The 16,955-nt window shown below is 60.4% G+C and carries 3 protein-coding genes (1 of these 3 cut by a window edge); 1 reads left to right on the top strand and 2 read right to left on the bottom strand.

The features are described from left to right. Window positions 1-77 precede the first annotated feature (77 nt). Window positions 78-1,436: an HlyD family type I secretion periplasmic adaptor subunit gene (locus J3A98_RS23575; protein WP_176685780.1), complete on the bottom strand. Its 1,359-nt coding sequence runs from the start codon at window positions 1,434-1,436 to the stop codon at window positions 78-80. Window positions 1,437-1,443: 7 nt separating this feature from the next. Continuing rightward, complete coding sequence (locus J3A98_RS23570) at window positions 1,444-3,600, bottom strand: type I secretion system permease/ATPase (protein ID WP_176685774.1); 2,157 nt, start codon at window positions 3,598-3,600, stop codon at window positions 1,444-1,446. A 991-nt stretch (window positions 3,601-4,591) separates the two neighbouring features. On the opposite strand from J3A98_RS23570, the gene J3A98_RS23565 reads away from it, so the two are divergent. Then, window positions 4,592-16,955, top strand: partial view of an immunoglobulin-like domain-containing protein gene (locus tag J3A98_RS23565; RefSeq protein WP_209969961.1) — the 5' portion only. The gene runs 14,768 nt beyond the window's last position; 12,364 of the gene's 27,132 nt are visible here — the first part of the coding sequence; its start codon is at window positions 4,592-4,594; its stop codon lies off the right edge, out of view.

Genomic DNA, 16,955 nt, shown 5'->3' with positions numbered 1-16,955 from the left:
TGCACGGGGCCACTTGTGCAGCCCCGTCGTGACACAAGGCCGCTCCTGCAGCAATGGCGAAACCAGCAGGCCGGCTATCACCGCTCGCGCAGTGCTTCCGAGCGCGCCTTCATGATCGGCTTGAGCAGGTAGCTCATGATGGTCTTCTTGCCTGTCATGATATCTACCGTCGCCACCATTCCCGGAATGATCAGCAGTGGCTTCTCGTCAGTCCCCAGGTGGCTGCGATCAGTGCGCAGCTTGATCAGGTAATACGTAGTCTTCTTGTCTTCATCGGTAATGGTGTCGGCGCCAATCTGCTCCAGCTTGGCCTTGAGTCCACCGTAGATGGTGTAGTCATACGCGGTGAACTTGACCGTCGCTTCCTGGCCAGGGTGCAGGAAGGCGATGTCTTTGGGCAGGATCTTCGCCTCGATGACCAGCGTGTCGTCCAGTGGCACGACTTCGATGATATCGCTACCTGGCTGGATTACCCCGCCAATGGTGTTCACCAGCAGTTGCTTGACGATACCCCGCACGGGCGAAGTGACCAGTGTGCGGTGCACCCGGTCGTCCAGCGCCTTGCTGGTGGCGGTAGCCTTGTTCAGTTCGGTGCGTGCCTCGTTAAGCTGGGTCAGTGCTTCACTTCGGAACTTGCCGCGAGTCTCTTCGATCTTGCTTTGCACCTCGCGGATGGCCGCCTCTGCGCGCGGGATCGCCAGCGCAGTGGAATCCAGCTGACCGCGGTTTTCCACTTCGGCGCGGCGCAGGCGCAGCACTTCAACCTGGGAAATCGCGCCGGTTGCCACCAGCGGTTCGGACATACTGATTTCCTTGCGCAGCAGCGCAAGGCTGTTGGCATACTGGGTGCGCTTGGAGCTGTATTCGCGCAGTTCCTGCTGGCGTTGGACCAACTGCTCTTGCAGGCCGCCAATTTCGTCTTGCAGTTGCTGGCGCCGGCTCTGGTACAGCGACTCTTCATTGGCCGCCTGGTTTGGCGCGGCTTTACGCAGCTTTTCGTCGATTACCAACGGGATGTCCTGGACCTCGGCACTCAAACGTTCGACCCGCAGGGCCATGGCCAGGCGGTCGGCCTCGGTTTCACCTACGTTGGAGGCGAAGCGGGTTTCATCCAGGCGCAGCAATGGCTGGCCCACTTCGACGATCTGCCCCTCCTTGGCGAAGATTTCGGCGACGATGCCGCCCTCCAGGTTCTGGATCTTCTGCACCTTGGAAGACGGAATGGCCTTGCCTTCACCCCGCGTAACTTCGTCGATTTGCGCAACGCTGGCCCATACGATCAAGAACACGAAGAACAGGATCACGCCCCAGATGGTCAGCCGAACCACCCGCGGCGCATCTTCGATCAGGGCTTTGTTTACCTCTGGCAGCGGCTGGCCGCCAAGCGAGTCGCTGCCTTTGAAATAGCGCCGCAGGCCGTCCTTGAACTGCCCCATATCCAGCTTATGCAACACTGATCTGCCCCTTCTTCAGTGCATCCATGACCGCGGCTTTCGGGCCGTCGGCGACAATCTGCCCGCGATCGATCACGATCAGCCTGTCTACCAACGACAGCAAAGAGGCACGGTGCGTGACCAGCAGTACTGTCTTGCCCTCCACCACCGCGTGCAGGCGCTGCTTGAGGCGTTCTTCACCGGTGTTGTCCATGGCGCTGGTCGGCTCGTCCAGCAGCAGGATCTGCGGGTTGAGCAGCAGCGCACGGCCCAAGGCGACGTTCTGCCGCTGGCCGCCGGACAGGTTCTGCCCGCGTTCACCCACCTGCAGCTCGTAGCCGTCGGGGTGCAGTCGGGCAAATTCATGTACGCCCGCCAGTTCAGCGGCCTGCAGGATCAGTTCGTCCTCGATGTAGCGGGCGCCGCTGACCAGGTTGTCACGTAAGGTGCCGGCGAGCAGCTGGATGTCCTGTGGGACGTAGCCGATGTTGTGACGCAGTTCGCTGACATCGATCTGGCGAATGTCTACTCCGTCCACCAACAGCGAGCCACCATCGGCCTCGTAGAGGCCGACGATGAGCTTGGCCAGCGAGCTCTTTCCCGAGCCGCTGCGGCCGATGATGCCGACCTTCTCGCCGGGGCGGATGGTCAGGTTGATATTCTTCAGGGCCAGGTTCTGCTGGTTCGGATAAGTGAAGTCGACTCCGCGGAACTCGACGCTGCCCTGTAGCACCTTGCGGCTCAGCGGGCGTTCTTCGAAGTTGCGCTCTTGCGGCAGATCCATCATGTGGTCGGTGGAAACCATGGTCACCTTGGCTTGCTGGTAGCGGGCGAGCAGGCCGTTGAGCTGGCCCAATGGGCCGAGGGCGCGGCCGCTGAGCATGTAGCAAGCCACCAGGCCGCCCATGCTCAGGTTGCCGTCGATGATCAGGTACACGCCGACGCAGATCATTGCCACGCCTGCCAGTTGCTGAATCAGCAGGGTGATGTTCATCGCCAGGCTCGACAGCACTTTCACCCGCAGTTCCAGCCGGCTCAGGGTGCCGAGAGTTTGCTCCCACATGTACTGGCGTTCGCTTTCGGCGTTGTTGACCTTCACCGCATCCAGACCCGCCAGGGTTTCGATCAGGCTGGACTGGCGCTCTGACGCCAGAGCCATGGTCCGCTCCATGGTCGCCATCAGTGGCCGCTGCAGGGCGTAGCCGATGCCCAGAGCCAGCGGGAAGGCGATGACCGGTATCCACACCAGGTGTCCGCCAATGATGGCGATGACGACCAAAATCAGGATGGTAAAGGGCAGGTCGATCAGGCTGGTCAGGGTCAGCGAGGCGAGGAAGTCGCGCAGGCCCTGGAACTCGTGAATGTTCTGGGCAAAGCTGCCGACCCGTGCCGGTCGGTACTTCATCGACATGCCGACGATACGTTCAAACAGCGTTGCCGAGATGATCAGGTCGGTCTTCTTGCCGGCCAGGTCCAGGCACAGGCCACGCAGGCCTTTGAGGATCAGGTCGAAGATGTACGCGCCGGCGATACCGATGGCCAGTACCCAGAGCGTCGAGGTGGCCTGGTTTGGCACCACCCGGTCATACACATTCATCACGAACAGCGGCGCGGCCAAGGCGATCAGGTTGATCACCAGGCTGGCGGCGATGGCGTCGATATACAACCACTTGCTGCGCAGCAGGGTGTCGCGGAACCACGACTTCGCACGTGGGATGAGGTTGCCATGGTTTACATCGAACTTGTGCTGCGGCTGCGCGAAGAACACTCGGCCGCTGTAGTCGCTTAGCAGTGCTTCGCGGCTGACGTGTACCTCGCCACCGTCGCTCTCGCTGAGTAGCAGGCGCGCGGTGTCGTCGTTCTCCCAGCCGAGCAGCACGGCGCTGCGGCCCTCCTTCAGCAACAGCATGGCCGGCATGGCGATACTCGGGATCTGCTCCAGCTTTCGCTGAAGCACGCGCCCCTGCAGGCCGGCCCGGGCCGCGGCGCGGGGCAGCAGTTCCGGGTTCAGGCGCTGGGCGGGTAGCGGTAGGCCAGTTGTCAGCATGACCCGACTGGCGGGCTTTTGATGCAGGACACACAGGCTCAACAGACTATCCAGCAGCGGATCGTCATGCTGACTGCGTGGATCGTGGCTGAGTTGGACTCGACTGACTTCGGATTCCACGCGGCGCTCTCTTCATCCTTGTGGTGGGTGGGGTGGGTGTGCCGTCGTTAAGGTCAGACCGGCTTACCCTGGCTCTCTTTGGTGCTGTAAAGCTGTGCTGATATGGGCTATCACGCCCTGGTGCTTGAGCAGCTGCCAATGTTCGCCTTGAATCGGTGTTGAGTAAACAATTCTACGTGCTTCATTTTCACCAGACGTAGTGGAGCAATGATTGTTTCATTTTTGGTCCAGCCATCATCCGCTTGTTGCAGCATAGCTTGCCACCCAACCAAGGGATGCAAGGGCCTTGGGCTCCAGCTTAGTCATTGTCATTAAACAGGCGCTGGTTTATTGGCGCATGCCTGTAGCTTGTTAGTCAAAATTCATCTATAGAAAGCAGATCCATTGCCTTCTAGCATTCAACATTCGCGAGCGCTTTCCCATGAGCGGGATGCAAGTATTTGCGCACTCGTACGTCATGTCTTTGATTTGCGACAAATCGCTGCTCGTAGCTCGTGCAGAGTTGAAAGCCTGGTGTGCCTCAGCGAGCACACGCTCTCGGCTCTGGCCGGTTATCGGCCTCTGCGGGTCGCATTCCGGCAAGGTTTGTGCTTATTCGGCAGTCAGTGTCCGGGCCATTGACAGTGATCTGGATATTGACGCCAGTAACGCTGACATTGCCGAGGTAAGACAACCGCGCCGCATGATTTATGGCTACTGAGGTGTATGAAAAACTGCTGGGGCTTACGGCTTAACACGTTTTAGATGACGTAAGACATTTGTCCTTGGGGAACGCTTGGCTAAGGTACAAATATCAATGTGACATTACATTGCCGATTGTTTAGGATGGCATGTATAAGGTCAATAGTTTGGCAGTCAAGCAATTCCAAAAAGTTATAGACGGAATATTGACGTCAAAAACGTCAAGAGATCATCGACATAGTTCCGCCTGAAGTGGCTACCAAGCGCCGCTCTGGCAGGGAAGTACCCATCGGGTCACACGGAGAGTCCAATGAGCAGCGTTGTAGCCATCGTCAAAAGCATTGTCGGCCAGGTTATTGCGGTATCCCCAGAGGGCATCCGGCGTGTACTTATCGAAGGTGACCGTCTATTGACCGGTGAAGAAGTGCTCACCGGTCCTGGTGGCGCAGTGACGCTGGAGCTGGCTGATGGCCGTATGCTCGATCTGGGCCGTGACAGCCAATGGAGCGCCGATGCGCCTGACAGCAGTACTGACCTGAGCCAGGCGGCAGCCCAGGCCGCGCCTTCGGTGGAAGAGCTGCAGCAGGCTATTGCTGCTGGTGTTGACCCGACTACTGAACTTGAAGCTACCGCCGCTGGCCCGTCAGCAGCGGGCGGTGGTGCGCTGGGCGGTGGCCACAGCTTCGTGATGCTCGAAGAAACGGCTGGCCGAGTTGACCCGACGGTTGGTTTCCCGACGGATGGGCTGGGCTTTGCGGGCGTACTCGATAACGAAGAAGTGGGCCTGCTGGACACGAACGGCAACAACCTGGTGACCACACCGACGACGGATACCAACGTCGCTACTGATCTGATTCTTGGCGCAACCCCTTCTATCAGTGAAGCGGGTGGCGTAATCGTTTATACCGCCACCGTTGGTCAGGCACCGACCACCAACCTGGTAATTACTCTGTCCAACGGTGCCGTGATCGTCATTCCGGCCGGACAGACCAGTGGTAGCGTCAACGTCGTAGTTCCGGCAAACGATACCCCCTACATCGACGGGGGGCAGATTTCGGCGACCGTGACAGGTAGTGTCGGTGGTGGCGGGCTGGCGGTGACATTGCCGCAAACGCCAGCGGTTACCCAAGTGACCGATACCCTCGACAATACCACCGCAACCCTGACTGCTTCGCCAAGCGTGACCGAAGGCGGCGTGATCACCTATACCGTGACCCTGAGCAACCCTGCCCAGACTCCGGTAACCGTGACCCTGTCCAACGGCCAGGTCATCACCGTTGAAGCGGGCAAAACCCAGGGCAGCGTTGATTTCCAGACCCCGGCCAATGACGTCTACAACAACGGTTCGACTGTCAGTGTCACGATCGAGAACGCCACGGGTGGCAACTTCGAGCAACTGACCCCGAATCCGACCCCTGCTCAGACCACGATCAACGACTCGGTCGATACCACCACTGCGACCCTGACGGCGAGCCCATCGGTCACCGAAGGCGGCGTGATCACCTATACCGTGACCCTGAGCAACCCTGTCCAGACTCCGGTGACCGTGACCCTGTCCAACGGCCAGACCATTACCGTTGAAGCGGGCAAAACCCAGGGCAGCGTTGATTTCCAGACCCCGGCCAATGACGTCTACAACAACGGTTCGACTGTCAGTGTCACGATCGAGAACGCCACGGGCGGCAACTTCGAGCAACTGACCCCGAATCCGACCCCTGCTCAGACCACGATCAACGACTCGGTCGATACCACCACTGCGACTCTGACGGCGAGCCCATCGGTCACCGAAGGCGGCGTGATTACCTATACCGTGACCCTGAGCAACCCTGCCCAGACTCCGGTAACCGTGACCCTGTCCAACGGCCAGGTCATCACCGTTGAAGCGGGCAAAACCCAGGGCAGCGTTGATTTCCAGACCCCGGCCAATGACGTCTACAACAACGGTTCGACTGTCAGTGTCACGATCGAGAACGCCACGGGCGGCAACTTCGAGCAACTGACCCCGAATCCGACCCCTGCTCAGACCACGATCAACGACTCGGTCGATACCACCACTGCGACTCTGACGGCGAGCCCATCGGTCACCGAAGGCGGCGTGATTACCTATACCGTGACCCTGAGCAACCCTGCCCAGACTCCGGTAACCGTGACCCTGTCCAACGGCCAGGTCATCACCGTTGAAGCGGGCAAAACCCAGGGCAGCGTTGATTTCCAGACCCCGGCCAATGACGTCTACAACAACGGTTCGACTGTCAGTGTCACGATCGAGAACGCCACGGGCGGCAACTTCGAGCAACTGACCCCGAATCCGACCCCTGCTCAGACCACGATCAACGACTCGGTCGATACCACCACTGCGACCCTGACGGCGAGCCCATCGGTCACCGAAGGCGGCGTGATTACCTATACCGTGACCCTGAGCAATCCTGCCCAGACTCCGGTAACCGTGACCCTGTCCAACGGCCAGACCATTACCGTTGAAGCGGGCAAAACCCAGGGCAGCGTTGATTTCCAGACCCCGGCCAATGACGTCTATAACAACGGTTCGACTGTCAGTGTCACGATCGAGAACGCCACGGGCGGCAACTTCGAGCAACTGACCCCGAATCCGACCCCTGCTCAGACCACGATCAACGACTCGGTCGACACCACCACTGCAACCCTGACCGCCTCGCCAAGCGTGACCGAAGGCGGCGTGATCACCTATACCGTGACCCTGAGCAACCCTGCCCAGACTCCGGTAACCGTGACCCTGTCCAACGGCCAGACCATTACCGTTGGAGCGGGCAAAACCCAGGGCAGCGTTGATTTCCAGACCCCGGCCAATGACGTCTACAACAACGGTTCGACTGTCAGTGTCACGATCGAGAACGCCACGGGCGGAAACTTCGAGCAACTGACCCCGAACCCGACGCCGGCGCAGACCACGATCAACGACTCGGTCGATGCCACCACTGCAACCCTGACCGCCTCGCCAAGCGTGACCGAAGGCGGCGTGATCACCTATACCGTGGCCCTGAGCAACCCTGCCCAGACTCCGGTAACCGTGACCCTGTCCAACGGCCAGACCATTACCGTTGAAGCGGGCAAAACCCAGGGCAGCGTTGATTTCCAGACCCCGGCCAATGACGTCTACAACAACGGTTCGACTGTCAGTGTCACGATCGAGAACGCCACGGGCGGCAACTTCGAACAACTGACCCCGAACCCGACGCCGGCTCAGACCACGATCAACGACTCGGTCGATACCACCACTGCAACCCTGACCGCCTCGCCAAGCGTGACCGAAGGCGGCGTGATCACTTATACCGTGACCCTGAGCAACCCTGCCCAGACTCCGGTAACCGTGACCCTGTCCAACGGCCAGACCATTACCGTTGAAGCGGGCAAAACCCAGGGCAGCGTTGATTTCCAGACCCCGGCCAATGACGTCTACAACAACGGTTCGACTGTCAGTGTCACGATCGAGAACGCCACGGGCGGAAACTTCGAGCAACTGACCCCGAACCCGACGCCGGCGCAGACCACGATCAACGACTCGGTCGATACCACCACTGCAACCCTGACCGCCTCGCCAAGCGTGACCGAAGGCGGCGTGATCACCTATACCGTGACCCTGAGCAACCCTGCCCAGACTCCGGTAACCGTGACCCTGTCCAACGGCCAGACCATTACCGTTGAAGCGGGCAAAGCCCAGGGCAGCGTTGATTTCCAGACCCCGGCCAATGACGTCTACAACAACGGTTCGACTGTCAGTGTCACGATCGAGAACGCCACGGGCGGCAACTTCGAGCAACTGACCCCGAATCCGACCCCTGCTCAGACCACGATCAACGACTCGGTCGATACCACCACTGCGACTCTGACGGCGAGCCCATCGGTCACCGAAGGCGGCGTGATTACCTATACCGTGACCCTGAGCAACCCTGCCCAGACTCCGGTAACCGTGACCCTGTCCAACGGCCAGGTCATCACCGTTGAAGCGGGCAAAACCCAGGGCAGCGTTGATTTCCAGACCCCGGCCAATGACGTCTACAACAACGGTTCGACTGTCAGTGTCACGATCGAGAACGCCACGGGCGGCAACTTCGAGCAACTGACCCCGAATCCGACTCCAGCCTCGACTGTCATCAATGACAGCATCGATACCGTCACCGTAAGTATTCTCAGCAATGGAAATGTGACCGAAGACCAGCAACCTTCCTTTACTGTGAAAGTTAGCCAGGCGCTGGACCGTCCGTTGACCGTAACCCTGTCGAACGGCGACACCGTGACGATCGAAGCCGGTAAGACCGAAGTCGAGTACAAGACCTCGGTTCAGGGCGATGACGTCTATCTTGATGCAGGCTCCATCACACTCAGTGTTATCGACGCTACAGTTCCGGGTGCCACTTTCGAGAAGCTGGCCTTGGGTGGCCCGGCTACCGTTGAGATCTCGGACACTATCAGTGAGGTGGTGGCCAAGTTGACCGCCACCCCTTCGGTGACCGAAGGCGGCGAGATCACCTACACCATCACGCTGACCAACAAAGACGGTCTGCCGATCAACAACCACTCGGAGCTGTACTTCAAGCTGACCGACGGCACTACTGTCGTCGTGGCGGCGAACAGCACCACCGGTTCGGCCACTGCAACCGCCCCGGACAACGTCTACGTCGGCACTAACCAGCCGGTGGTCAATGCCATCGACGCGGTCAGCGGCGCAGACGCGTGGAAGTTCGAAAACCTGAACCTGGACAAGACTCCGGTCAGCACCGAGGTAACTGACGAGCCAGGTACTCCAGGCAACGAAGGCGACATCATCAAGGTCACCATTACCGCTGACCAGATGTCGGTAGCCGAGAACGTCAAACCGACGTTCACCGTACACGTCAACCAGCCGCTGGCCCACGACCTGGTCGTGACCCTGAGCAACAACGCCCAGGTCACCATCAAGGCTGGCGACACCAGCGCGCCTTACGAGCACACGGCACAAGGCGATGACGTCTACAACGATGCTGGCCAGATCAGCCTGGGCATCACGTCCGCTGCGGATGTAGACGGTCGCACCTTCGAAAACCTGGAACTGGGCGATGCCGCTTCGGTTCAAGTCACCGACACCCTCGACGAAGTGGTGGCGAAGCTGACTGCGACCCCTTCGGTCACCGAAGGCGGCGAGATCACCTACACCATCACGCTGACCAACAAAGACGGTCTGCCGATCAACAACCACTCGGAGCTGTACTTCAAGCTGACCGACGGCACTACTGTCGTCGTGGCGGCGAACAGCACCACCGGTTCGGCCACTGCAACCGCCCCGGACAACGTCTACGTCGGCACTAACCAGCCGGTGGTCAATGCCATCGACGCGGTCAGCGGCGCAGACGCGTGGAAGTTCGAAAACCTGAACCTGGACAAGACTCCGGTCAGCACCGAGGTAACTGACGAGCCAGGTACGCCGGGCAACGAAGGCGACCTGGTCAAGGTCACCATCACGGCCGATCAGACTTTGGTAGCCGAGAACGTCAAACCGACCTTCACCGTGCACATCAATACCGCCTTGGCTCACGATCTGGTCGTGACCCTGAGCAACAACGCCCAGGTCACCATCAAGGCTGGCGACACCAGCGCGCCGTACACCCACGACGCACAAGGCGATGACGTCTATCAGGACGCTGGCCAGATCAGCCTGGGCATCACGTCTGCTGCAGATGTCGACGGTCGCACCTTCGAGAACCTGGAGCTGGGCGATGCCGCTTCGGTTCAAGTCACCGACACCCTCGACGAAGTGGTGGCCAAGTTGACCGCCACCCCTTCGGTCACCGAAGGTGGCGAGATCACCTACACAATTACGCTGACCAACAAAGACGGTCTGCCGATCAACAACCACTCGGAGCTGTACTTCAAGCTGACCGACGGCACTACTGTCGTCGTGGCAGCCAACAGCACCACCGGTTCGGCCACTGCGACCGCGCCGGATAACGTCTACGTCGGAGCTAACCAGCCGGTGGTCAATGCCATCGACGCGGTCAGCGGCGCAGATGCGTGGAAGTTCGAAAACCTGAATCTGGACAAGACGCCGGTCAGCACCGAGGTAACCGACGAACCAGGCACCCCAGGCAACCCGGGCGGCAACAACGAAGGCGACCTGGTCAAGGTCACCATCACTGCCGACCAGACCTCGGTAGCCGAGAACGTCAAACCGACGTTCACCGTGCACATCAATACCGCCCTGGCTCACGACCTGGTCGTGACCCTGAGCAACAACGCTCAGGTCACCATCAAGGCTGGCGACACCAGCGCGCCGTACACCCACGACGCACAAGGCGATGACGTTTATCAGGACGCTGGCCAGATCAGCCTGGGCATCACGTCTGCTGCAGATGTCGACGGTCGCACCTTCGAGAACCTGGAGCTGGGCGATGCCGCTTCGGTTCAAGTCACCGACACCCTCGACGAAGTGGTGGCGAAGCTGACTGCGACCCCTTCGGTCACCGAAGGTGGCGAGATCACCTACACCATCACGCTGACCAACAAAGACGGTCTGCCGATCAACAACCACTCGGAGCTGTACTTCAAGCTGACCGACGGCACTACTGTCGTCGTGGCGGCGAACAGCACCACCGGTTCGGCCACTGCAACCGCCCCGGACAACGTCTACGTCGGCACTAACCAGCCGGTGGTCAATGCCATCGACGCGGTCAGCGGCGCAGATGCGTGGAAGTTCGAAAACCTGAACCTGGACAAGACCCCGGTCAGCACCGAGGTAACCGACGAACCAGGCACCCCAGGCAACCCGGGCGGCAACAACGAAGGCGACCTGGTCAAGGTCACTATCACGGCCGACCAGACCTCGGTAGCCGAGAACGTCAAACCGACGTTCACCGTGCACATCAATACCGCCTTGGCTCACGACCTGGTCGTGACCCTGAGCAACAACGCTCAGGTCACCATCAAGGCCGGCGACACCAGCGCGCCGTACACCCACGACGCACAAGGCGATGACGTCTATCAGGACGCTGGCCAGATCAGCCTGGGTATCAATTCGGCGGAGGACGCCACTGGTGCGACCTTCGAAAACCTGGAACTGGGCGATGCCGCTTCGGTTCAAGTCACCGACACCCTCGACGAAGTCGTAGCCAAGCTGACCGCCACCCCTTCGGTGACCGAAGGCGGCGAGATCACCTACACCATCACGCTGACCAACAAAGACGGTCTGCCGATCAACAACCACTCGGAGCTGTACTTCAAGCTGACCGACGGCACTACTGTCGTCGTGGCAGCGAACAGCACCACTGGTTCGGCCACTGCGACCGCGCCGGATAACGTCTACGTCGGAGCTAACCAGCCGGTGGTCAATGCCATCGACGCGGTCAGCGGCGCAGACGCGTGGAAGTTCGAAAACCTGAACCTGGACAAGACTCCGGTCAGCACCGAGGTAACTGACGAGCCAGGTACTCCAGGCAACGAAGGCGACATCATCAAGGTCACCATTACCGCTGACCAGATGTCGGTGGCCGAGAACGTCAAACCGACGTTCACCGTACACGTCAACCAGCCGCTGGCCCACGACCTGGTCGTGACCCTGAGCAACAACGCCCAGGTCACCATCAAGGCTGGCGACACCAGCGCGCCTTACGAGCACACGGCACAAGGCGATGACGTCTACAACGATGCTGGCCAGATCAGCCTGGGCATCACGTCCGCTGCGGATGTAGACGGTCGCACCTTCGAAAACCTGGAACTGGGCGATGCCGCTTCGGTTCAAGTCACCGACACCCTCGACGAAGTGGTGGCGAAGCTGACTGCGACCCCTTCGGTCACCGAAGGCGGCGAGATCACCTACACCATCACGCTGACCAACAAAGACGGTCTGCCGATCAACAACCACTCGGAGCTGTACTTCAAGCTGACCGACGGCACTACTGTCGTCGTGGCGGCGAACAGCACCACCGGTTCGGCCACTGCGACCGCGCCGGACAACGTCTACGTCGGCACTAACCAGCCGGTGGTCAATGCCATCGACGCGGTCAGCGGCGCAGACGCGTGGAAGTTCGAAAACCTGAACCTGGACAAGACCCCGGTCAGCACCGAGGTAACTGACGAGCCAGGTACGCCGGGCAACGAAGGCGACATCATCAAGGTCACCATTACCGCTGACCAGATGTCGGTAGCCGAGAACGTCAAACCGACGTTCACCGTACACGTCAACCAGCCGCTGGCCCACGACCTGGTCGTGACCCTGAGCAACAACGCCCAGGTCACCATCAAGGCTGGCGACACCAGCGCGCCTTACGAGCACACGGCACAAGGCGATGACGTCTACAACGATGCTGGCCAGATCAGCCTAGGCATCACGTCCGCTGCGGATGTAGACGGTCGCACCTTCGAAAACCTCGAACTGGGCGATGCCGCTTCGGTTCAAGTCACCGACACCCTCGACGAAGTCGTAGCCAAGCTGACCGCCACCCCTTCGGTGACCGAAGGCGGCGAGATCACCTACACCATCACGCTGACCAACAAAGACGGTCTGCCGATCAACAACCACTCGGAGCTGTACTTCAAGCTGACCGACGGCACTACTGTCGTCGTGGCGGCGAACAGCACCAGCGGCTCGGCCACTGCAACCGCCCCGGACAACGTCTACGTCGGCACTAACCAGCCGGTGGTCAATGCCATCGACGCGGTCAGCGGCGCAGATGCGTGGAAGTTCGAAAACCTGAATCTGGACAAGACGCCGGTCAGCACCGAGGTAACCGACGAACCAGGCACCCCAGGCAACCCGGGCGGCAACAACGAAGGCGACCTGGTCAAGGTCACCATCACTGCCGACCAGACCTCGGTAGCCGAGAACGTCAAACCGACGTTCACCGTGCACATCAATACCGCCTTGGCTCACGATCTGGTCGTGACCCTGAGCAACAACGCTCAGGTCACCATCAAGGCCGGCGACACCAGCGCGCCGTACGAGCACACGGCACAAGGCGATGACGTCTACAACGATGCTGGCCAGATCAGCCTGGGCATCACGTCTGCTGCGGATGTCGACGGTCGCACCTTCGAAAACCTGGAGTTGGGCGGTGCCGCGAAGGTGGATGTCACCGACACCACCGACGAAGTGGTGGCCAAGCTGACCGCCACCCCTTCGGTGAGCGAAGGCGGCGAGATCACCTACACCATCACGCTGACCAACCAAGATGGTCTGCCAATCAACAACCACAGTGCCTTGACCTTCACGCTGAGCGACGGCAAGACCGTCATCACCGTGCCGGCCAATGGCACCGTGGGTACTGCCACTGTCACTGCCCCGGATAACGTCTACGTCGGTAGCAACGACCCTGTCGTGATGTCGATCGCTACCGTTGAAGGCGTGGACGTTGGCAAGTTCGAACAGCTGACGCTGGATAAAACCTCGGTCAGCACTACCGTCACCGACGAGCCAGGTACTCCAGGCAACGAAGGCGACCTGGTCAAGGTCACCATCACGGCCGACCAGACTTCGGTGGCCGAGAACGTCAAACCGACGTTCACCGTACACGTCAACCAGCCGCTGGCCCACGACCTGGTCGTGACCCTGAGCAACAACGCCCAGGTCACCATCAAGGCTGGCGACACCAGCGCGCCGTACACCCACGACGCACAAGGCGATGACGTCTATCAGGACGCTGGCCAGATCAGCCTGGGCATCAATTCGGCGGAGGACGTCACTGGTGCGACCTTCGAGAACCTGGAGCTGGGCGATGCCGCTTCGGTTCAAGTCACCGACACCCTCGACGAAGTCGTAGCCAAGCTGACCGCCACCCCTTCGGTGACCGAAGGCGGCGAGATCACCTACACCATCACGCTGACCAACAAAGACGGTCTGCCGATCAACAACCACTCGGAGCTGTACTTCAAGCTGACCGACGGCACTACTGTCGTCGTGGCAGCCAACAGCACCACCGGTTCGGCCACTGCGACCGCGCCGGATAACGTCTACGTCGGAGCTAACCAGCCGGTGGTCAATGCCATCGACGCGGTCAGCGGCGCAGACGCGTGGAAGTTCGAAAACCTGAACCTGGACAAGACCCCGGTCAGCACCGAGGTAACCGACGAACCAGGCACCCCAGGCAACCCGGGCGGCAACAACGAAGGCGACCTGGTCAAGGTCACCATCACGGCCGACCAGACCTCGGTAGCCGAGAACGTCAAACCGACGTTCACCGTGCACATCAATACCGCCTTGGCTCACGACCTGGTCGTGACCCTGAGCAACAACGCTCAGGTCACCATCAAGGCTGGCGACACCAGCGCGCCTTACGAGCACACGGCACAAGGCGATGACGTTTATCAGGACGCTGGCCAGATCAGCCTGGGCATCACGTCTGCTGCAGATGTCGACGGTCGCACCTTCGAGAACCTGGAGCTGGGCGATGCCGCTTCGGTTCAAGTCACCGACACCCTCGACGAAGTGGTGGCGAAGCTGACTGCGACCCCTTCGGTCACCGAAGGTGGCGAGATCACCTACACCATTACGCTGACCAACAAAGACGGTCTGCCGATCAACAACCACTCGGAGCTGTACTTCAAGCTGACCGACGGCACTACTGTCGTCGTGGCAGCCAACAGCACCACCGGTTCGGCCACTGCGACCGCGCCGGATAACGTCTACGTCGGAGCTAACCAGCCGGTGGTCAATGCCATCGACGCGGTCAGCGGCGCAGATGCGTGGAAGTTCGAAAACCTGAATCTGGACAAGACGCCGGTCAGCACCGAGGTAACTGACGAGCCAGGTACTCCAGGCAACGAAGGCGACCTGGTCAAGGTCACCATCACGGCCGACCAGATGTCGGTGGCCGAGAACGTCAAACCGACGTTCACCGTACACGTCAACCAGCCGCTGGCCCACGACCTGGTCGTGACCCTGAGCAACAACGCTCAGGTCACCATCAAGGCCGGCGACACCAGCGCGCCGTACACCCACGACGCACAAGGCGATGACGTCTATCAGGACGCTGGCCAGATCAGCCTGGGTATCAATTCGGCGGAGGACGCCACTGGTGCGACCTTCGAAAACCTGGAACTGGGCGATGCCGCTTCGGTTCAAGTCACCGACACCCTCGACGAAGTCGTAGCCAAGCTGACCGCCACCCCTTCGGTGACCGAAGGCGGCGAGATCACCTACACCATCACGCTGACCAACAAAGACGGTCTGCCGATCAACAACCACTCGGAGCTGTACTTCAAGCTGACCGACGGCACTACTGTCGTCGTGGCGGCGAACAGCACCACCGGTTCGGCCACTGCAACCGCCCCGGACAACGTCTACGTCGGCACTAACCAGCCGGTGGTCAATGCCATCGACGCGGTCAGCGGCGCAGACGCGTGGAAGTTCGAAAACCTGAACCTGGACAAGACTCCGGTCAGCACCGAGGTAACTGACGAGCCAGGTACGCCGGGCAACGAAGGCGACATCATCAAGGTCACCATTACCGCTGACCAGATGTCGGTGGCCGAGAACGTCAAACCGACGTTCACCGTACACGTCAACCAGCCGCTGGCCCACGACCTGGTCGTGACCCTGAGCAACAACGCTCAGGTCACCATCAAGGCCGGCGACACCAGCGCGCCGTACACCCACGACGCACAAGGCGATGACGTCTATCAGGACGCTGGCCAGATCAGCCTGGGTATCAATTCGGCGGAGGACGCCACTGGTGCGACCTTCGAAAACCTGGAGCTGGGCGATGCCGCTTCGGTTCAAGTCACCGACACCCTCGACGAAGTCGTAGCCAAGCTGACCGCCACCCCTTCGGTGACCGAAGGCGGCGAGATCACCTACACCATCACGCTGACCAACAAAGACGGTCTGCCGATCAACAACCACTCGGAGCTGTACTTCAAGCTGACCGACGGCACTACTGTCGTCGTGGCGGCGAACAGCACCACCGGTTCGGCCACTGCAACCGCCCCGGACAACGTCTACGTCGGCACTAACCAGCCGGTGGTCAATGCCATCGACGCGGTCAGCGGCGCAGACGCGTGGAAGTTCGAAAACCTGAACCTGGACAAGACCCCGGTCAGCACCGAGGTAACCGACGAACCAGGCACCCCAGGCAACCCGGGCGGCAACAACGAAGGCGACCTGGTCAAGGTCACCATCACTGCCGACCAGACCTCGGTAGCCGAGAACGTCAAACCGACGTTCACCGTACACGTCAACCAGCCGCTGGCCCACGACCTGGTCGTGACCCTGAGCAACAACGCCCAGGTTACCATCAAGGCCGGCGACACCAGCGCGCCGTACACCCACGACGCACAAGGCGATGACGTCTACAACGACGCTGGCCAGATCAGCCTGGGCATCACGTCTGCTGCGGATGTAGACGGTCGCACCTTCGAAAACCTCGAACTGGGCGATGCCGCTTCGGTTCAAGTCACCGACACCCTCGACGAAGTGGTGGCCAAGTTGACCGCCACCCCTTCGGTCACCGAAGGTGGCGAGATCACCTACACAATTACGCTGACCAACAAAGACGGTCTGCCGATCAACAACCACTCGGAGCTGTACTTCAAGCTGACCGACGGCACTACTGTCGTCGTGGCAGCCAACAGCACCACCGGTTCGGCCACTGCAACCGCGCCGGACAACGTCTACGTCGGCACTAACCAGCCGGTGGTCAATGCCATCGACGCGGTCAGCGGCGCAGACGCGT

It is taken from the genome of Pseudomonas sp. BP6, from assembly GCF_017875935.1.
In the GTDB taxonomy this organism is placed as follows: Bacteria; Pseudomonadota; Gammaproteobacteria; order Pseudomonadales; family Pseudomonadaceae; genus Aquipseudomonas; species Aquipseudomonas putida_Y.
This window is presented reverse-complemented; position numbering and strand designations above follow the sequence as displayed.

Bases quoted from the DNA above. Each gene is read 5' to 3' on its own strand.
- J3A98_RS23575 (WP_176685780.1), bottom strand. From the start codon at position 1,436: ATGGGGCAGTTCAAGGACGGCCTGCGGCGCTATTTCAAAGGCAGCGAC.